This window comes from Cupriavidus sp. UBA2010, assembly GCF_002335265.1.
GTDB lineage: Bacteria > Pseudomonadota > Gammaproteobacteria > Burkholderiales > Burkholderiaceae > Cupriavidus > Cupriavidus metallidurans.
Window position 1 is genome coordinate 80,931 of record NZ_DDCI01000008.1, and the last position, 17,008, is coordinate 97,938.

Annotated in this window: 17 protein-coding genes; 13 read left to right on the forward strand and 4 right to left on the reverse strand. The window is 62.3% G+C overall.

Annotated features, from left to right (window positions below; translation table 11 throughout):
* The first annotated feature begins 180 nt into the window (after positions 1 to 180).
* Together B2246_RS02715 and B2246_RS02720 are read left to right on the forward strand one after the other, a co-directional pair.
* On the forward strand, positions 181 to 1,071 hold the full coding sequence (locus B2246_RS02715) for a hypothetical protein (RefSeq protein WP_286881814.1): 891 nt from the start codon (positions 181 to 183) through the stop codon (positions 1,069 to 1,071).
* Positions 1,008 to 1,838, forward strand: coding sequence for an SEL1-like repeat protein (locus B2246_RS02720; RefSeq protein WP_317915433.1), 831 nt, complete (start codon positions 1,008 to 1,010; stop codon positions 1,836 to 1,838). Before B2246_RS02715 ends, B2246_RS02720 begins: the two co-directional genes overlap by 64 nt.
* On the opposite strand, the gene B2246_RS02725 is transcribed toward B2246_RS02720, so the two are convergent.
* Positions 1,831 to 2,139 (reverse strand): hypothetical protein, encoded by a 309-nt coding sequence (locus B2246_RS02725; RefSeq protein ID WP_008652298.1) that lies wholly within the window; start codon positions 2,137 to 2,139, stop codon positions 1,831 to 1,833. The two genes, B2246_RS02720 and B2246_RS02725, sit on opposite strands and share 8 nt — an antisense overlap.
* 112 nt (positions 2,140 to 2,251) lie before the next feature.
* Positions 2,252 to 3,202 carry a LysR family transcriptional regulator gene (locus B2246_RS02730; protein WP_008652296.1) on the reverse strand — a complete coding sequence of 317 codons (951 nt, stop codon included), beginning with the start codon at positions 3,200 to 3,202 and terminating at the stop codon, positions 2,252 to 2,254.
* Positions 3,203 to 3,418: 216 nt separating this feature from the next.
* On the opposite strand from B2246_RS02730, the gene oxlT (B2246_RS02735) reads away from it, so the two are divergent.
* From oxlT (B2246_RS02735) to B2246_RS02755, 5 genes are all read left to right on the forward strand, one after another.
* Complete coding sequence (oxlT, locus tag B2246_RS02735; RefSeq protein ID WP_008652295.1) at positions 3,419 to 4,762, forward strand: oxalate/formate MFS antiporter; 1,344 nt, start codon at positions 3,419 to 3,421, stop codon at positions 4,760 to 4,762.
* Positions 4,763 to 4,794: 32 nt separating this feature from the next.
* On the forward strand, positions 4,795 to 5,724 hold the full coding sequence (locus tag B2246_RS02740) for a LysR family transcriptional regulator (protein WP_008652294.1): 930 nt from the start codon (positions 4,795 to 4,797) through the stop codon (positions 5,722 to 5,724).
* 218 nt (positions 5,725 to 5,942) lie between these two features.
* Positions 5,943 to 6,161 (forward strand): hypothetical protein, encoded by a 219-nt coding sequence (locus B2246_RS02745; RefSeq protein ID WP_008652293.1) that lies wholly within the window; start codon positions 5,943 to 5,945, stop codon positions 6,159 to 6,161.
* A gap of 611 nt (positions 6,162 to 6,772) precedes the next feature.
* Positions 6,773 to 8,098 carry an oxalate/formate MFS antiporter gene (oxlT, locus tag B2246_RS02750; protein ID WP_008652292.1) on the forward strand — a complete coding sequence of 442 codons (1,326 nt, stop codon included), beginning with the start codon at positions 6,773 to 6,775 and terminating at the stop codon, positions 8,096 to 8,098.
* Positions 8,099 to 8,253: 155 nt separating this feature from the next.
* Positions 8,254 to 9,270 (forward strand): zinc-binding alcohol dehydrogenase family protein, encoded by a 1,017-nt coding sequence (locus B2246_RS02755; protein WP_186426565.1) that lies wholly within the window; start codon positions 8,254 to 8,256, stop codon positions 9,268 to 9,270.
* Between the two features lie 107 nt (positions 9,271 to 9,377).
* Here B2246_RS02755 and B2246_RS02760 read toward each other — a convergent pair whose 3' ends face one another.
* Together B2246_RS02760 and B2246_RS02765 are read right to left on the reverse strand one after the other, a co-directional pair.
* The gene (locus B2246_RS02760; RefSeq protein ID WP_040011351.1) at positions 9,378 to 10,409 is read right to left on the reverse strand and encodes an alpha/beta fold hydrolase; all 1,032 of its coding nucleotides are present in this window, start codon (positions 10,407 to 10,409) and stop codon (positions 9,378 to 9,380) included.
* Positions 10,410 to 10,606: 197 nt separating this feature from the next.
* Positions 10,607 to 11,227 carry a TetR/AcrR family transcriptional regulator gene (locus B2246_RS02765; RefSeq protein ID WP_286881798.1) on the reverse strand — a complete coding sequence of 207 codons (621 nt, stop codon included), beginning with the start codon at positions 11,225 to 11,227 and terminating at the stop codon, positions 10,607 to 10,609.
* A gap of 282 nt (positions 11,228 to 11,509) precedes the next feature.
* Here B2246_RS02765 and B2246_RS02770 point away from each other — a divergent pair, with 282 nt between their 5' ends.
* The 6 genes from B2246_RS02770 (at position 11,510) to B2246_RS02795 (ending at position 16,991) form a co-directional block, all read left to right on the forward strand.
* Positions 11,510 to 11,881 (forward strand): helix-turn-helix domain-containing protein, encoded by a 372-nt coding sequence (locus B2246_RS02770; protein WP_081596883.1) that lies wholly within the window; start codon positions 11,510 to 11,512, stop codon positions 11,879 to 11,881.
* A gap of 455 nt (positions 11,882 to 12,336) precedes the next feature.
* Positions 12,337 to 13,665, forward strand: a complete 1,329-nt coding sequence (hmgA, locus tag B2246_RS02775; protein WP_008652287.1) for a homogentisate 1,2-dioxygenase — start codon at positions 12,337 to 12,339, stop codon at positions 13,663 to 13,665.
* 38 nt (positions 13,666 to 13,703) lie between these two features.
* On the forward strand, positions 13,704 to 14,966 hold the full coding sequence (gene fahA, locus B2246_RS02780; RefSeq protein ID WP_286881797.1) for a fumarylacetoacetase: 1,263 nt from the start codon (positions 13,704 to 13,706) through the stop codon (positions 14,964 to 14,966).
* A 211-nt stretch (positions 14,967 to 15,177) separates the two neighbouring features.
* The gene (locus B2246_RS02785) at positions 15,178 to 15,963 is read left to right on the forward strand and encodes a beta-ketoacyl synthase chain length factor (RefSeq protein WP_286881796.1); all 786 of its coding nucleotides are present in this window, start codon (positions 15,178 to 15,180) and stop codon (positions 15,961 to 15,963) included.
* A complete protein-coding gene (locus tag B2246_RS02790; protein ID WP_286881795.1) occupies positions 15,956 to 16,735 on the forward strand; it encodes a lysophospholipid acyltransferase family protein in 780 nt (259 codons plus the stop codon). The genes B2246_RS02785 and B2246_RS02790 overlap by 8 nt, the downstream gene beginning before the upstream one ends.
* The gene (locus B2246_RS02795; protein ID WP_008652283.1) at positions 16,722 to 16,991 is read left to right on the forward strand and encodes a phosphopantetheine-binding protein; all 270 of its coding nucleotides are present in this window, start codon (positions 16,722 to 16,724) and stop codon (positions 16,989 to 16,991) included. The genes B2246_RS02790 and B2246_RS02795 overlap by 14 nt, the downstream gene beginning before the upstream one ends.
* Positions 16,992 to 17,008: the final 17 nt, after the last annotated feature.

Consider the following 17,008-nt stretch of genomic DNA (forward strand, 5'->3'; position numbering starts at 1 on the left):
GCGGGTAGCGTTCGATGCTCGGGAGCGCATATCGTCGCTAGATGTTGGCTCCTCGCAGCCCCGGTTCGATCACGCTGGCATTCATTTTCACGAGGCAGCGCAAGGCAGCGATGCTGCTGCAGCCGACCGGGCAGCCCATCGGCGGGCTTACCACGCGACGTTCCATCCGGAATCGGAAGCATGACACAACCGTTCATTACCGTACCTATTGCCTTGTCATGCACGCGCAGTGCAACGATCACGCTGCCGTGGTTCGTCCAGCGCACCGAATACAACCCAGCGCCCGCCACCTTCAAGCCGCTGGTGAACGGCGAGACGGCATTTCGCGACATCTACGACGCGATCTTCCGTGCCGAGAAAAGCGTGGACATCATCTGCTGGGGTTTCCAGCCGTCCATGTTCTTCAAGCGTGGCGCAGGCGGCCAGGGAACAAAGTGCATTGGCGAATTGCTGGAGGACGTAGGCAAGCGCGGCGTTAAGGTGCGCTTGCTGTGTTGGGGTGGGAAGGTGCTCGGCCTACCGGAAATCAACAACAGATTCGGCCCCGAGCCAAACATGCCACACCGGCCCGCCGCTCACATGAGGCCAAGACCGCACCCGAGCAGGCATGCCGAGGACTTCGATCGCTGGTGGTACTGGTCCGTGTCGCAAAAGGAGCCGAGAAAGCTGACGTTTCGCAATGTGGTCATGGACCCATCGGTCATTGCCGGGCACATCCCCTCGGCCTGGCAAGTGGCGGCGCTGAAGAATGTCGAGTTCATGACGCGGGACTTCGATTTGCCGAGCCGGCTGGAGATTGCCTTCAGGACCAGCCTGTTCGGTGCGGACAAGCAGCGCGGCGCGGGCAACAAGGCTGCCGGAGGGGCGGCCATGGGCCTTGCCGCGCCGACGCATCACCAGAAAATGGTGTTGGTCGATTACGAGGTCCCGAACAAGGCGGTTGGATATGTTATGGGACACAACATGCTGGACGCGTACTGGGATATGGACTCAAACAGGACAAGGAGATGGCGCTGCGTTATTTCCGCAAAGCTGCCGATCTGGGCAACGCCGATGCACAGTTCTACGTAGGGGGCTTGCTGGAGCCGTGGAACAAGGCCCCCGATATCGCAAGGCAAATGTACAAGTGTGCCGCCGATCAACGACATGGAGAGGCAGCGAGTACATTGGGATTTGTTCTCAAGAATCGATCCAATTATGCGGAAGCGTTAGAGGCCTTTCAGAAGGGAGTGCAAGTTGGGGATAGCATGTCGGCGTTCTTTCTTGCGGGTTCCTTTAAGGGGCCACCGCCAGCTGAGGAACTGCATTACCTCTCCCTTTCCCAAGATCTCGAACGGTCGCGGCGCTACAAGCTGATCTGGCGGTTCCTGACACGCAACGACGGCCGCAATCCCAAAGTGCCAGACATCGATCAGATCGTGCCACTGCCCCCTGCGAAGCTGCCGCCCTGGGACGGCACCTTCCAGTGGCAGAAGGAACAGGATGCCGCGGTCCCGCCCGACAAGCCATCGGACGAACTCATCAATCGCCTGAGCCAGGCCAAAAATCTCGACCCGGCCACCGGCCTGCCGCTGACCACTTCAGCAAAGACCGCGCAAACGACGACCTCTGCGCCGGAGCAGAAGCCGCTGCCACTCGGTACTGAGGCGAGCACGGGCGAGCAGTGTCCGCAACGCGGACTGTGGTGCGTCAGAGGTGCTGCCAGCATTGCGGGCTCCAGGCGCGAGTTCGAGAAGGGGGACATTCTGCCTCCATTGACGGGCTACGATCCACGCCCCTTTGCGTGGATGGATTCCCTGCTTGGAATGCGTGAGCAGTCCGCTGACGTGATCAGTTGACGCCGGCGCCTGCCATCGCCCGCATGTACTCGCTCTTCTTGTCGAAGATGAGTTCGCTCAGGAACGATGCTTCGTAGGCCTTCAGCAGGTGCGCGTGGAAGTCTTCGATATAGCGCGCGACGCGGGTCTTCTCGCATTCAATGCCGCAGAGCCAGTCGAACATCTGCATGTCCCAGCGGAAGCGCAGCCCGAGTTCGGCGAACGCGGCGTTGTACGCGGCGAGCTGCATTTCGCGATCAGGCTGGCTCGTCTCGCTGGCTGCCGGGGCGGTAATCGGTGCGGCGGGCTGGAGTTGGTTCATGATCGTCTCCTTGCATGGCTGGTGGGGCGGCTTGATGCCGGTTTGATGCCTGCAGCTTAGATGGGACGATCGATTTACGATAATTAAAGTTTCATCGCAAAATCATAAGCAATCATTTATGGATGGCGCGCGGGCGAATCAGCCCCTCCACGCCAGTGATCTGCTGGATCAGCGTGGCGCCTTCTTCCATGAGGAAATGCTTGAATGCCAGGGCCACGGGTGGCAGGCGCTTGTTCTTGCGGTGCACCACGTACCAGTTGAGCATTACCGGGAAGCCCTGAATGTCGAGCACAGCCAGCTTGCCGGCCTGAAGTTCCAGCCCCACCGTGTGGGCTGACAGGAAGGCGATGCCCATGTTCGCGATCACCGCCTGCTTGATGGTCTCGGTGCTCTTGATCTCCATCGCGATGCGCAGGTTAGACAAGCGCCCCGCGAAGCCTTCCTGCATCGAGTTCCAGGTGTCCGAGCCTTTCTCGCGCGAGACGAATGCTTCCTCGGCCAGGTCAGACAGCGGAATATTGCGCTGGCCCACCAGCGGATGGTTCGGCGCGGCGACGATCACGTAAGGGTGGGGGGCGAATGCTTCGGCGATGGTATCCATGCCTTCCGGCGGGCGAACCATTACCGCCAGATCGGTCAGGTTGCCGGCTAGCTGATGCAGCAGTTCTTCGCGATTGTGCACAGCAAGATTGAGCGTGACCGATTCATGCCGGTTCATGAACTCGGCCAGCAGGCGGGGAAAGAAGTAGTCACCGGCACTGATGACGGCGACGTTGAGGCGCCCCCCGGATATACCCTTAAGCTGCGCCATCGCGTCTTCGGCCTCGCGGAACTGCTGGATGATGCATCGGCTGTAATGCAGCATCTCGGTGCCGGCCGGCGTCAGGTAGATGCGTTTGCCAAGCTGCTCGAAGAGGGGCAGGCCGACATGGAGTTCGAGCTGTCGAACCTGTGTGGAAACAGCAGGTTGCGTGAGATGAAGCTCCTCCGCCGCACGTGAGAAGCTCAGATGGCGGGCCACCGTTTCGAACACTTTCAGCTGGCGAAGCGTCGCGTTCTTCATCGCACGATATCCTGCAATCTATAAATGATCGTCAATGATCATAATAAAAAACTTTATGCTGTGCTGATCTAAGTTTGAAGTAGCATCAATCCACAGATGCAACGTGCCGCAATGTCAGGCGCGCTCATTCAGTAGTGAAAAAGTCGGGCGTCCACAAGGCCAGCCCAGCAGTCGCGCCACCAGAGCGCGAAAGACACTAATGCAAGGAGACACGACATGGCGCACACCAACGCGGCAGGCTCCGCCGTGGGCAATTTCAATGGCGGGCTGCTTCGCAACCGCTGGTTCCAGCTCTTCATCGGCGTGATCTGCATGGGGCTGGTGGCCAACCTCCAGTATGGCTGGACATTGTTCGTCACCCCCATGAACGCCCGGCACCACTGGGGCGAATCGGCGATCCAGGTTGCGTTTTCCATTTTCATCGTCACCGAAACCTGGCTCGTGCCGCTGGAAGGCTGGCTCGTCGACAAGTTCGGGCCCCGCCCCGTGGTGGCCGGCGGCGCGATCTGTGCCGGACTGGCGTGGGTGATGAACTCTTACGCCACGACCCTGCCGATGCTGTACACGGCTGCCGTGATCGCGGGGATTGGCGCGGGCGGTGTCTATGGCACGTGCGTCGGCAATGCGCTGAAGTGGTTCCCGGACAAGCGCGGCCTGGCGGCAGGACTGACCGCTGCGGGCTTCGGCGCAGGCTCGGCGCTGACGGTGATTCCCATCGCCAACATGATCCAGAAGTCCGGCTATGAGCATGCCTTCTTCACGTTCGGCATCCTGCAGGGTGTGCTGATCTTCGCGATGGCGCTGCTGCTGGTAAAGCCGCAGCCGCCCAAGGGCGTGGTGGCGAACAAGGCCATCCTGACCAACCCGGTTGAGTTCACGCCGGGCCAGATGGTGCGCACGCCGGTTTTCTGGGTGATCTATGCCTCGTTCGTGGCGGTGGCCGCGGGCGGCATCATGGCTACCGCGCAGCTTGGGCCGATTGCAAAGGACTTCGGGTTTGCCTCGATGCCGGTCACGATGCTTGGCATGACACTGCCGCTGCTGACGATGACGCTGTCGATCGACAACCTTTGCAACGGGCTCACGCGTCCTCTGTGCGGCTTTATCTCCGACCGCATCGGCCGCGAGAACACGATGTTCGTGATCTTCATTGGTGAAGGGCTGTCGCTGATCGGGCTGCTCGAACTGGGCCATGACCCCTACTGGTTCATGCTCTTCGCCGCGCTGACCTTCCTGTTCTGGGGCGAGATCTTCTCGATCTTCCCCGCCCTCTGCGCCGATACGTTTGGCAGCAAGTTCGCCGCGGCCAACGCCGGCACGCTCTACACGGCGAAGGGTACCGCCGCGCTGCTGGTGCCGCTGGCGTCCGTGCTGTCCCACCACGGTGGCTGGAACCTGGTGTTCACAGTGGCGGCCGTGATGACCGTGGCAGCGGGGCTTTCTGCCAAGTTCGTGTTGCAGCCGATGCGTCGCCGCTTCATCACCGGCCACGCGATGGCGCAGCCCGTCAGCGATCACGCGACATACATGGCCGGGTTCTCGACCGGCAAGGGTGAATAACCGGTCCGGCGAATGCGGAAAGGAGCGGCAGCATGAATGTATCGCTTCCCCAGTTGAAGGCTTTCGCTGCGGTGGCTCGCCAAAAGAGCTTCACACGTGCTGCGGCCGAGCTTGGGCTGACACAGTCGGCCATCAGCCGAAGCGTGCGCGAACTGGAAGAGGAGATCGACCAGCGGCTGTTCGATCGCACCACGCGCCAGGTGGAGTTGACCGATGCGGGCGAGATGCTGTCGCAACGGATCTGCCATCTGGTCGAGGAAGTCGAACAGACACTGCGCGATAGCCACGGCACCGGCAAACCGTGTGAAGGCACGGTGCAGATCGCCACCGATCCGGTGTTGTCATCGATGACGTTGCCGATGTGGGTGGCTGGCTGCCGCAAGGCATGGCCCGGCATCGGCATCACGCTGCGCGACTGCTCGCATGAATGCGTGCTGCAGCGTGTGCGTAGCGGAGAGGTCGATTTCGGCATCGCCAGCAATCCAGCGCCTTGCGACGATCTTTACTGTGAACCCCTGTGCGTGGATCCTTTCCAGGCCGTGCTGCCGGCGGGGCACCCTCTGGCCGCGCGTGAATCACTGGGGTGGGGCGAACTGGGCGATGCGTCGGTGCTGACGCTCGATCAGAGTTCCGGCATCCAGCCCGCGGTGGAGCGCGCGCTGGCCGCCTATCGCGTACGACCGGGCTCATTGCAGGTACTGGGCCACTTTGCCGCGGTCTTCGGCATGGTGGCGATGGGGCTGGGGATCGGTGTGGTGCCATCGCGGGCGCAGGCCGCTGGCATTGCGCCCTCGGCAGTGCTGCGCCCGTTGCGTCCGCAGGTGACCTCGAACGTCATGCTCGTGCGCCGCAAGGCCCGGTCGCTCAAGCCAAATGCGGCGGCGGTGTGGGACAACCTGCGTGCCCAGGAATATGAGCGTGGCGATTACGCCAATCAGGGGCTGCTGAAGAAAGTGGGGTAGGGCATTGAATCGAATTCACGTGCGGCACTGCCGCAGGCGTATTCCGATCAACTTTTGATGCAACGGACGTTCAATTTGAGATGCGCAACGCACCCTATGGGGTGCGTTGTTGCTTTTAGAGCGACGCGTCTATTGATATATCACATACAAAATATTTACAGACGCCGCAGTGCAGCATATACTGAGGACTCCTTGATCTATCTCACTTAGGAGTTTTCATGAACGCCGTACTGCTTTCCGCCATCGCCCTCGGTTTGATCGCGACGGGTGTCGCCGTGACCTACCTGCTGGCAACGCGCCTGCCGATGCGCCTGCTGGCCACGGCGCAAGACCATGGTCGTTTCGCCGGACTCGGGTCCACGCAGGAAATTGACGGTGCGGGCCGCGCAACGCCGAGCACCTCCACATCGGTGCAGCCGCAATTCGCGCACGCCTGATACTCCCAGGCGAGTTTTACCAGCAGGAGCCTTGTGACGGCCGGCAACTCCTGATGTCCAGCAGTACCGAGCAGTTTCACCACGGCCGTTCCTTCCTTGTTTTTCCCTTCGTTTCGCGCAGACGGTTCCACGCAAGCCTGTCGAGGCGGTCTCCGATAGTCCCGATGCCCTTTCGGGTTCATGCGGTGGTGTTCTGAACCACCCGCCACTCATCCGTTGCCTGTCTGATTCGCCGCTTGGGACTTTCCCTAGGGCGGTCGATTCACGACGTGCGCCGCAACATTTCGCGCCGGCTTTTTCCGGTTGGGCATTGATGCCGGATCCGTACCTAAGTCCTTGATCCGGAATGAGGCTTGCCGGGGCAGGGCAGTGCGTTTGATGCACCTTGCGCACCATTGATCCAGCCCCTCGAAAACCGTCGTCAAGAATGTCTGCACGATAGGTCAGGCAGGCATCCAAATTGCCTTGACACTGTTGATATATCACATACCGTATAGCACTAGAACGGCTCAGCTGTTCGAGATCAGCAGGGTGAAGCGACGCGATAGACCAGAGGCATCTCCGCAGATGCCCATCCACAACGGCGACCACGGTTGCCAGAAGGAGACACCATGGAACCTCAGCAGAACGGAAGCGCGCCGACGTCATGGTTTGCATCGCCATGGACGCAGCTCGTATTCGGTGTGATCTGCATGGCGATGATCGCCAACATGCAGTACGGCTGGACGCTGTTCGTCAATCCGATTGACGAGAAGTACCACTGGGGTCGCACCGCGATCCAGGTGGCATTCACGATCTTCGTGGTCACGGAGACCTGGCTGGTACCCATCGAAGGGTATCTGGTCGACAAGTACGGGCCACGCCCGGTGGTCATTGGTGGTGGCCTGCTTTGCGCGGTGGCCTGGGCGTTGAACTCGGTGGCCTCATCGTTGCCGATGCTGTACTTCGCGGCAGCGGTGGGTGGCGTCGGGGCCGGGGCGGTCTACGGGACCTGCGTGGGCAATGCCCTCAAGTGGTTCCCGAATCGTCGAGGGCTGGCGGCGGGACTGACGGCCGCGGGTTTCGGTGCAGGTTCGGCCGCGACCGTGGTGCCAATTGCCAACATGATCAAGTCCAGCGGCTACGAGGCTACGTTCCTGTGGTTTGGGCTCGGGCAGGGGATCGTCGTGGTGTTGCTCGGCATGTTGCTCTATCCGCCGTCGGCCAAGATCCTCTCGGACGTGAAGAGCACGCTGAAGGCAGCGGCCACCTACAACGCCACGCCACGCCAGGTGCTGTCGTCGCCGATTTTCTGGGTCATGTACGCCATGTTCGTGATGATGGCGGCAGGCGGACTGATGGCAACGGCGCAGCTTGGGCCCATCGCCAAGGACTTCGGCCTGCACGACTCGCCAGTCTCCATCCTTGGCCTGACCCTGCCGGCGTTGACCTTCGCGCTGACCATCGACCGCGTGCTAAATGGTCTGACACGTCCGTTCTTCGGCTGGATTTCCGACAACATTGGTCGCGAGAACACCATGTTCCTGGCGTTCGCGGTCGAAGCCGTTGGCATCCTGCTGCTGGCCAAGTACGGGCAGAACCCAACGGCATTCGTAATCCTGACCGGCATCGTGTTCTTCGCCTGGGGCGAGATCTACAGCCTGTTCCCGGCGACATGCGGTGATACCTTCGGGCCGAAGTTCGCGGCGACCAATGCGGGGATGCTCTACACAGCGAAAGGCACCGCCGCACTGCTTGTGCCGTTCTCCAGTGTTATCACGGCGGCAACAGGCGACTGGTACGCGGTGTTCATGCTGGCGTCCGGTATGGCAGCGGTATCGGCCCTGATGGCGATCTTCGTGCTCAAGCCGATGCGCGAAGCCCATGCAAGGAGATTCGTCCAGGATAGTGCTGGCACGCCGATGGGATACCGTCCTGTTCCGGAGGACCTGACCTGAGTGAGTGCGCTGTAAAACCTTGGCCCGCCTCGCGCGGGCTTTTTTGTCGTTCTATTTTCCCGACATGCAGGAAAGTGATTGCGGGATCTTCCGGCTAATCATCGGGATCGTTTGCGACTAGCATCCGCTTATCTCTCCCTTAAAAGGATGCCGCCATGAAAGCCATTGGTCTGACCCGTTACCTGCCCATCAGCGATCCGCAGTCGCTCGTCGATGTCGAGATCGCCCAGCCCGAGGCCAGCGGCCATGACCTGCTGGTCAAGGTGGAGGCGATCGCGGTGAATCCCGTGGACACCAAGGTCCGGGCGCCGAAAGACAAGGTCGAGGATGCGCCGCGCGTGCTGGGCTGGGACGCCGCTGGCACCGTCGTGGCTGTCGGCGCGGATGTCACGCTGTTCAAGGTAGGCGATCCCGTGTTCTACGCCGGCAGCATTACGCGCCCCGGCGCGAATAGCGAGTACCACCTGGTAGACGAGCGGATCGTCGGCCACAAGCCGGCTTCGCTCGATTTCCCACAAGCGGCAGCGCTGCCGCTGACGGCCATCACGGCCTGGGAAGCGATGTTCGATCGCCTGCGTATCTCGCCGAAGGGCGAGGATGCCGGCAAGTCGGTGCTGATTATCGGTGGTGCGGGTGGCGTAGGGTCGATCGGCATTCAGCTTGCCAAGGTTCTGGCTGGCTTGACGGTGATTGCCACAGCGTCCAGGCCGGAATCCGAAGCCTGGTGCCGCGGCCTTGGGGCCGACCATACGATTGATCATCACGGCGACATCCCGGCCCAACTGCGCGCGCTGGGTTTCGCGCATGTGGACTTCGTCCTCTGCTTCAACGACACCGATCGCCATTTCAACGCCATGGCCGAGGCTATCGCCCCGCAGGGAACGATCTGCACGATCGTGGAGAATACCGGCCCACTGGCCATTTCGGCGCTCAAGAACAAGAGCGCCGGCTTTGTCTGGGAATTAATGTTCACGCGGGCGATGTTCCAGACGCCGGACATGATCGCGCAGCATCGGCTGCTGAACGAGGTGGCGCGGTTGATCGATGCCGGCAAACTGCGGACTACGGTGGGCGACAACCTCGGCACCATCAATGCAGCCAATCTGCGTCGCGCCCATGCGCTGCTGGAAGGCGGGCGAACGATCGGCAAGCTGGTGCTCTCCGGCTTCTGATAGCGGTATATGTGCAATTAACTGCCAAGCAGCGCGCGATACCAATATGAAGGGGCGGGCCTCTCGCGAGGCCCGCCCCTTTTACTTGGCTTGCAGTCGGGACGAGATTAGATGGTGGTGACCGGTGACGTCCGCGCGCTTGTCATCCGATGCACGGGCGGTATCGCCTGCAGATCGTTCACGAAGCCGGAAATATGGCCAATCACGGTAGCGTCACGCAGGATGCGGCGATGCCCGAGGCCCTGGGTTGTTACCAGCCGCGCGGCTGGCCACGCGCCGGCGATTGCCGCACCGTCTTCCCAGCGGACTTCCTTGTCCTCGCGATCATGAATCACCAGCGCGGGTGGTACCGGGCGCGTGCGTCCCACGTCGGGTACGTTGAACGTGGACCACTGCGTGCCCAGCCACTGTTCACTGCGACGCTCCATGCGGGTCTGCACGTGTGGCGCCACGCCAAGTTGCCACGCGAGGGTGGAGCAGGCGGTGTGCATGTCGGCGGGAGAACCGAGCATGACCACGCCGCGCACGGGCAAGCCTTCGCGGATTGCGTGGGCCGTGGCCGCGCCGCCCATCGAGTGGGCCACCACCGCATGGACCGGGCCGACGTGCCAGGCAACGGCCAGAAGCGATCGGGCCATCTCGATGATCGAGCTTTGATCCTGCCCGCGCGCGCCTGCGTCCGAGGCGCCATGCGATAGCGCATCGAATGCCACCACCCGCATGCCTGCCGCGAGCAAGCCGCTGACCACGGCGTGCCACTGGCCGGCTTCGCCGCCCCAGCCGTGCGCAAGCAGAATCACGGGTCCCTTGCTGCCCCAGCGATAGACGCGCACGCGCCGGCTGGCGCCCTGGCCGGTGACCAGTGCCCATTCTGTGCGGGCGGTGTCGAGCAAGCGCAGACCGTCGGGCGTGGATCGCGCACGCGGCGGGCTGAACCACAGGTGCTCCAGCGCCCGGGAAGTCGCCTCGGGGAAAAGCAGGCTGCCGGCCTGCCAGCTCAGACGTCGGCTGGCATGACTTATCGCACCGGCCAAACGGGAAAGTGTGGCGCCGGCGCGTCGGCGATTGGAGGCCGTCTCGCCGGGTGCGGATGCACGGGCGGGGCGGGTTTGGGTTGACGATGACAGCACTTGCGACACGACAAACTCCTCCTGCGGATGCTTCAACCGGTCAGGCCGGCAGTAAGACCCAGTGAATCCTGAAGTTTTTTGTACGTCACGACCGACCAGTCGTGCTATTTTTTGGGCAAGAAAAAGTGGCAAAAATGCCGTTGGATACACCGCGCTGCCGTCACCGATACTTATCGTGCGGATGCTCGAACGCTGCTATTTCCGTCTTAGCGTGCCGCAACGAGCGGTTCGGCGCGATTCTCTTTCAGGTCATTGACCAGTCTTGCAAAGGCGCGCCGTGCCATCGTTTCGGCACTGGCGCGGCCCATCAGCTTGAATGACGACTGGAAGGACATGCCGATGCCTTCCATTTCGAACGCAAACTGGTGCGCGTCGGTATCGGCGCGCAATACACCTTCATCCACTGCATCGCCAATCACGCGCACGATCGTGCTGTGCCAATCCTTGAATGCCTGCACAACCTTGTCGCGTATGACTCCGGGGCGATTTGCGTATTCCTGGGAGAGGGCCATGAAAATACATCGGCCCTCCACAACCGTGCCGCCCAGCCATGCCAGGTAGCCATCGAACAGCGCCAGCAATCGAGGCGCGCCACGGCGCTGCCGCATGGCAGGGTTGATCACGATCTCGCCAAATCGCTCCATCGCGTGTTCGAGCACGGCTTCCTGCAGCGCCTCCTTTGATTTGAAGTGCGCGTATAGCCCGCTCTTGGACATGTTCGTGTCCGCCGCCAGGGCCGCGAGCGACAACTGTTCGAACCCGACCTGCGTCGCGGATCGGAATGCCTGCTCGATGATGGCGGTGCGAGTGAGTTGGCCTTTTTGCATGGGTTTGAGAATAGCACGACCGGTCGGTTTGTCAACTTGCCTTGTGCCACACATTGACGATACTGATGTGACGTCAACGCAAAACAGGCGGTCCCGTTATGTGTGTGGCGGGAGGAGGAAGTTGTGCTCTATCCGTCTTTTGGATGAGAGTCTGGAAGAACGGAGCGAGCCATCATAGGAAATCTGCAAAAGTGTTCCAGAAGACCTTACGGAACGCTTTACGTGCTCTATACTCGAATGCACGTCCGCGCACTTTTTTTTCACTGGTGACTGGAGACCGACATGAACAGTACAGCCGTGCCAAGAGGCGCTAGCGAACCGTTCCGGCAACTGCGGGCGTTGCGTCGAGCGCGCAAGCTCAAGCAGGAGGACGTCGCCCGTAAGGCCGGGATATCCCGGGAAGCTTATCTACGGGCGGAATCGGGACAAGCCGATCCGCGTATGTCCACGTTCCTCGCGGCCTGTGAGGCACTGGGCCTCGAGGTCGTACTTGCTCCGCAGCATCTTGCGGCAGACGTGAACGCATTCATTGCCAGCCGCAATGGCGGCGTAACAGCCGCATCGATGGCGGGCCCGGCAACCGCCGCGCCTTCCGCGCCGGCCCCTGGCGGGTTCGGTTCGGGCTCGACGCCCGAAGGTCACAAGCCCGTCTGAGCCCGGTAGGGCTCCGGATTTCTCGGCACGGCGAATGTTCGTTCGCCGTGCCGAGGTCCAGTCGCCCCTGCATTCGGGCGCGATGCCCCTTTCCTCCTGGCTGGCCTGGGCGCAGCCATCGCCGCTGTCGTCCATGCAGCCGGCATTCTGCCTCGCCGATTCTCCGGCGTGACTGGCAGCCCCTTTCCGAAAGACTTTCCTCCCTGTCCGTCCTGCTTTCGCAGCACATCCGTGCATCTGCGCGTTTGCTCGCGCGCTGTCGCCTATCGTAATTGTGGTTTGACATTGCGCAAGACGATGATTACGATTTGGTAAATCGATTTCACAATACGTAAATCGAAGAAAAGGCGGAGACATCGTCATAAGACGGGCCTGGCGGTCGCCAGCAGCCGGTCTCCTTGCCGCCCAGGATGCTCGCCGCGTCGCAGGTACGAGCAAAGTGAGAGGAAGACTTCATGACCCAGACCCAACTCAATGTGGCTGACACGGCCGTGGCGCAGTACATGTCCGGTTTTGCCAACGAGTTCGCCACGGAGGCGTTGCCCGGCGCATTGCCGGTAGGACGCAACTCGCCGCAGCGCGCGCCGTATGGCCTGTATGCCGAACAGCTGTCGGGCACCGCGTTCACCGCGCCGCGCGCCCACAATCGCCGTTCGTGGCTGTATCGCATTCGCCCGGCAGCCATGCACAAGCCGTTCACGCTGATCGAGCAAGATCGTTGGCTGAGCCGGTTCGACGAAGTGGCGCCGTCGCCCAATCAGATGCGCTGGAGTGCGCCGGCCATGCCGACCGTTCCCACCGACTTCGTCGATGGCATCGTCACGATGGCTGGTAACGGCGGTCCGGAAGCGCTGTCCGGGTGCGGGATCCATCTGTATCTGGCCAACGCGTCGATGCGGGACCGCTTCTTCTACAACGCCGATGGCGAGATGCTGATCGTGCCGCAAGAGGGCCGTCTGCTGATCATCACCGAGATGGGGCGCTTGGCCGTGGAGCCGCAGGAGATCGTAGTGATCCCGCGCGGCGTGCGTTTCCGTGTGGAACTGCCCGACGGCGCCGCGCGTGGCTATATCTGCGAGAACTACGGCGCGATGTTCAAGCTGCCCGACCTCGGCGTGATCGGCTCCAACGGGCTGGCCAATCCGCGTGATTTCCTGACGCCGGTCGCCAGCTACGAGGATCGCGAAGGCGATTTCGAACTGGTCGCCCGTTTCCAGGGCAATCTGTGGCGTGCCGACATTGGCCACTCGCCGCTCGATGTGGTGGCGTGGCACGGCAACTATGTGCCGTACAAGTACGATCTGCGTCTCTTCAACACGATCGGCTCGATCAGCTACGACCATCCGGACCCGTCGATCTTCCTGGTGCTGCAATCGCCGTCGGATACACCAGGCGTGGACACGATCGACTTCGTGATCTTCGGCCCGCGCTGGCTGGCCGCGGAAGACACGTTCCGTCCGCCCTGGTTCCACCGCAATATCGCCAGCGAATTCATGGGTTTGATCGCGGGCGAGTACGACGCCAAGGCCGAAGGCTTTGTGCCGGGCGGAGCGAGCCTGCACAACTGCATGAGCGGTCACGGCCCTGATGCGGAGACCTTCGAGCGTGCGTCCGCCTCTGACACCAGCAAGCCGCACCACATCACGGACACGATGGCATTCATGTTCGAAACCCCGGGCGTGATCCGTCCGACGCGGCACGCTGCCGAGTCGGCGCTGCTCCAGCACGATTACTACACCTGCTGGCAAGGCCTGAAGAAGCATTTCAACCCGAACGTGCGTTGATCTGACGCGACTCTCGCACCAATAGGAGTAACAAGATAATGACTGCCCCCAAGACTAGCTGGGTCGATTCCGCGAACGACGGCCAGACCCATTTCCCGCTGCAGAACCTGCCGTATGGCATCTTTTCGACCACGGGCGGCGCGGCGCGTGTAGGCGTGGCGATCGGCAACCAGATCGTCGATCTGGCTGCGCTGGACGATGCCGGCCTGATGCCGACGGCGGCCAAGGGCGCGTTTGCAGCGTCGAGCCTCAATCGCTTTATCGCGCTGGGCAAGCCGGTCTGGACCGACGTGCGCGCGCGCCTGACCGCGTTGCTGTCCGCCGATGACCAGCGGCTCTCTGGCAATGGAGCGCTGCGCGACAAGGCACTCGTGCCGATGTCGGCCGCCACGCTGCACTTGCCGGTAGATATTCCCGGCTATACGGACTTCTATTCGTCGCGCGAACACGCCACCAACGTTGGCCGCATGTTTCGCGACCCCGACAACGCGCTGCTGCCGAACTGGCTCGAAATCCCGATCGGCTATAACGGTCGTGCGAGTTCGGTGGTCGTCAGCGGCACCGCGCTGCATCGTCCCAATGGCCAGATCAAGCTGCCGAACGAGGCGCGCCCGATCTTCAGCCCCTGCCGCAAGCTCGATTACGAGCTTGAGATGGCCTTTATCGTCGGCAAGCCCTCGAACCTCGGCGAGCCGGTGAGCACGGGCGATGCCCCGGCCCATATGTTCGGTCTGGTGATCCTCAACGACTGGAGCGCCCGCGATATCCAGCAGTGGGAGTACGTGCCGCTCGGTCCGTTCAACAGCAAGTCCTTCGGCACCTCAATTTCGCCGTGGGTGGTGACGATGGACGCGCTGGAGCCGTTCCGCCGCGAAAACCCGGCGCAATCGCCGGAGCCGTTGCCGTATCTGCAGCAGCAAGGGCAAAACGCCTACGACATCGACCTGGAAGTGGCGCTGCAACCAGCCGGCGCCACGGCAGCCAGCACGGTGTGCCGCACCAACTTCAAGGCGATGTACTGGACCATGGCGCAGCAACTGGCCCACCACACGGTATCGGGCTGCAATGTGCGCATTGGCGACCTGATGGGCTCCGGCACGATCAGCGGCACTACGTCGGATTCGTGCGGCAGCCTGCTGGAAACCACGCGCAATGGTGCGGAACCCGTCACCTTGGCCGATGGCGCGAAGCGCGGTTTCCTCGAGGATGGCGATACCGTGACCATGACGGGCTGGTGTCAGGGCGAGGGGTATCGCGTCGGCTTCGGCGAGGTAACAGGTAAAATCCTGCCGGCGCGCTAAGTACCGCGACGGCCGCTACGGCGGCCACGGCAAGTCAACAGGGCGGAGCGGCAAAAAAGTGCTGCATCCGCCCTGTTACATTTCCGAGATTCCGTTACTTTTCTGGCACAGCCAGTGCGCGCAGGAGCATGAGAGAATGCGCCGCCGACCAGATATCCAACCTATCAGAATCTGGTGGCGGACCGGGTCACAATCCTCCCACGCGCAAGGCATGACACTTGAATTCGAGATCCGCGCATGGGCGGCATGTGCGCCGGCGTTGCAGACACACGCCGACTGGCTGGCATGGAGCCGAGCCCCATGGCTGCCGGAAGGTGCTGATCTGCCTGCGCTTGCCGCGATGGCGCCGATGTTGCGTCGCCGTGTCAATGCCACAGGACGTGCCGCGCTACATCCCGCCTACGAGATCGCCGCCAATGACGCAGGCGTAATGCCGGCCGTCTTCGCTTCGCGTCACGGGGATTCGCGCCGCGCTTTTTCGATGCTGAGCGAGCTTGCCGCCGGCGAACCGCTGTCGCCCACGGCGTTCGGTCTGTCCGTGCACAACGCGATTGGGGCGATGTTTTCCATTGACCGGAGCGCGGCATCCAATATCCAGGCGTTGTCCGGTGGGAAGGACACCGTAGAGGCCGCCATCGTCGAGGCCTGCAGCTTGCTGGCCGACGGTGCCGACGAGGTCCTGCTGGTCTGCTATGACACACCGCTTCCCGAGCCGTACCTGACGTATGCCGACGAACCGCAGTGCCTGTATGGATGGGCGTGGCGCGTGGGCTTGCCGCGTGCCGGCGCGCCAGTGTGGCGGCTCGAGTTGGCCGATCCCGCGACCGCGGTGACCGACAAGTCGGGGAACGGCCCCGTGGACGGTCAGGGCCAGCCGCTGCTGCCACACGGCCTGGAGGTATTGCATTTCGTCCTGTCCAATGACGCAGGGGCCGGCAAGTCGCAACTGGTGCATCGCGCGGATCATGCGATCTGGAAGTGGAGTCGCCATGGTTGACCGGCTCGGCCGCGCATGGCGCGTTATCGCCACGGCATTCTGCTTCGCGATCTTCGGCATCGGGGGCCTGGTGCTGGGCGTTCTGGTATTCCCGCTGCTATCGCTGATGCTCTGGGCACGCGCCAGGGCGCAGCGGGCCTGTCGCCGCGTGATTCATTCCACGCTTTGGGGATTCCTGTGGCTGATGCGCACCCTGGGTGTGCTGGACTACGAAATTCGCAATGCAGAACGGCTGCGCCGGCCCGGCCTGTTGATCGTGGCCAATCACCCGTCGCTGATCGATGCGGTCTTCCTGCTGGCGCTGACACCCGACGCGAACTGCGTCGTGAAGGGGGCGCTGGCGCGGAATCCGTTCACGCGGGGGGCCGTGCAGGCCACCGGCTGGGTACGCAACGACAGCGGTGGTGTGGCGATGGTCGACGACTGCATCGCATCACTCCGCGGCGGCAGCAGCCTGATCATCTTTCCGGAAGGCACCCGCACGCGGCCCGGCGCGCCGCTGCAATTGCAGCGCGGCGCGGCCAACGTGGCCGTGCGCGGTGATATTGCGCTGACACCGGTGGTGATCCGCTGCGTACCGCCTACGCTGACTAAAGGCGAGAAGTGGTACCACGTCCCACGGCGGCGGCCGCGCTTTGTCATCGACGTTCATGCCGATGTCAGCGTCGCCCAGTGGGTGCCGCAAGGCCTGGAGCCCGTAAAGGCCGTACGCCGGTTGAATCATTCACTATCTGACTATTTTTCTCGGGAGATCCGCCGTGAAGTCGCTTGAGCAGGAAATCAAGGAACTCATTATTACCTCGCTGTCTCTGGAAGATATCAAGGCGGAAGATATCGAGACCGACGCGCCGCTCTTCGTGGAAGGGCTGGGGCTCGATTCCATCGACGCGCTGGAGCTCGGTCTGGCGCTGCAGAAGCGCTATGGCGTCACCATGAAGGGCGAGAAGGAGGAAGTCCGCGCCCGGTTTGCCAGCGTCGCCACGCTGGCCGCCTATATTGCGTCGCAGCGCGGCCAGGCCACCGCCTGACGCGCGGATCATGGTCT

Excerpts from the sequence above, each read along its gene's own strand:
- B2246_RS02740 (WP_008652294.1), top strand. The coding sequence starts at position 4,795 with ATGAATGTATCGCTTCCCCAGTTGAAGGCTTTCGCTGCGGTGGCTCGC.
- B2246_RS02755 (WP_186426565.1), top strand. The coding sequence starts at position 8,254 with ATGAAAGCCATTGGTCTGACCCGTTACCTGCCCATCAGCGATCCGCAG.
- fahA (WP_286881797.1), top strand. The coding sequence starts at position 13,704 with ATGACTGCCCCCAAGACTAGCTGGGTCGATTCCGCGAACGACGGCCAG.
- B2246_RS02720 (WP_317915433.1), top strand. The coding sequence starts at position 1,008 with ATGGCGCTGCGTTATTTCCGCAAAGCTGCCGATCTGGGCAACGCCGAT.
- B2246_RS02715 (WP_286881814.1), top strand. The coding sequence starts at position 181 with ATGACACAACCGTTCATTACCGTACCTATTGCCTTGTCATGCACGCGC.
- B2246_RS02770 (WP_081596883.1), top strand. The coding sequence starts at position 11,510 with ATGAACAGTACAGCCGTGCCAAGAGGCGCTAGCGAACCGTTCCGGCAA.
- B2246_RS02785 (WP_286881796.1), top strand. The coding sequence starts at position 15,178 with ATGACACTTGAATTCGAGATCCGCGCATGGGCGGCATGTGCGCCGGCG.
- B2246_RS02725 (WP_008652298.1), bottom strand. The coding sequence starts at position 2,139 with ATGAACCAACTCCAGCCCGCCGCACCGATTACCGCCCCGGCAGCCAGC.
- B2246_RS02730 (WP_008652296.1), bottom strand. The coding sequence starts at position 3,202 with ATGAAGAACGCGACGCTTCGCCAGCTGAAAGTGTTCGAAACGGTGGCC.
- B2246_RS02790 (WP_286881795.1), top strand. The coding sequence starts at position 15,956 with ATGGTTGACCGGCTCGGCCGCGCATGGCGCGTTATCGCCACGGCATTC.
- B2246_RS02765 (WP_286881798.1), bottom strand. The coding sequence starts at position 11,227 with ATGCAAAAAGGCCAACTCACTCGCACCGCCATCATCGAGCAGGCATTC.
- B2246_RS02745 (WP_008652293.1), top strand. The coding sequence starts at position 5,943 with ATGAACGCCGTACTGCTTTCCGCCATCGCCCTCGGTTTGATCGCGACG.
- oxlT (WP_008652292.1), top strand. The coding sequence starts at position 6,773 with ATGGAACCTCAGCAGAACGGAAGCGCGCCGACGTCATGGTTTGCATCG.
- hmgA (WP_008652287.1), top strand. The coding sequence starts at position 12,337 with ATGACCCAGACCCAACTCAATGTGGCTGACACGGCCGTGGCGCAGTAC.
- oxlT (WP_008652295.1), top strand. The coding sequence starts at position 3,419 with ATGGCGCACACCAACGCGGCAGGCTCCGCCGTGGGCAATTTCAATGGC.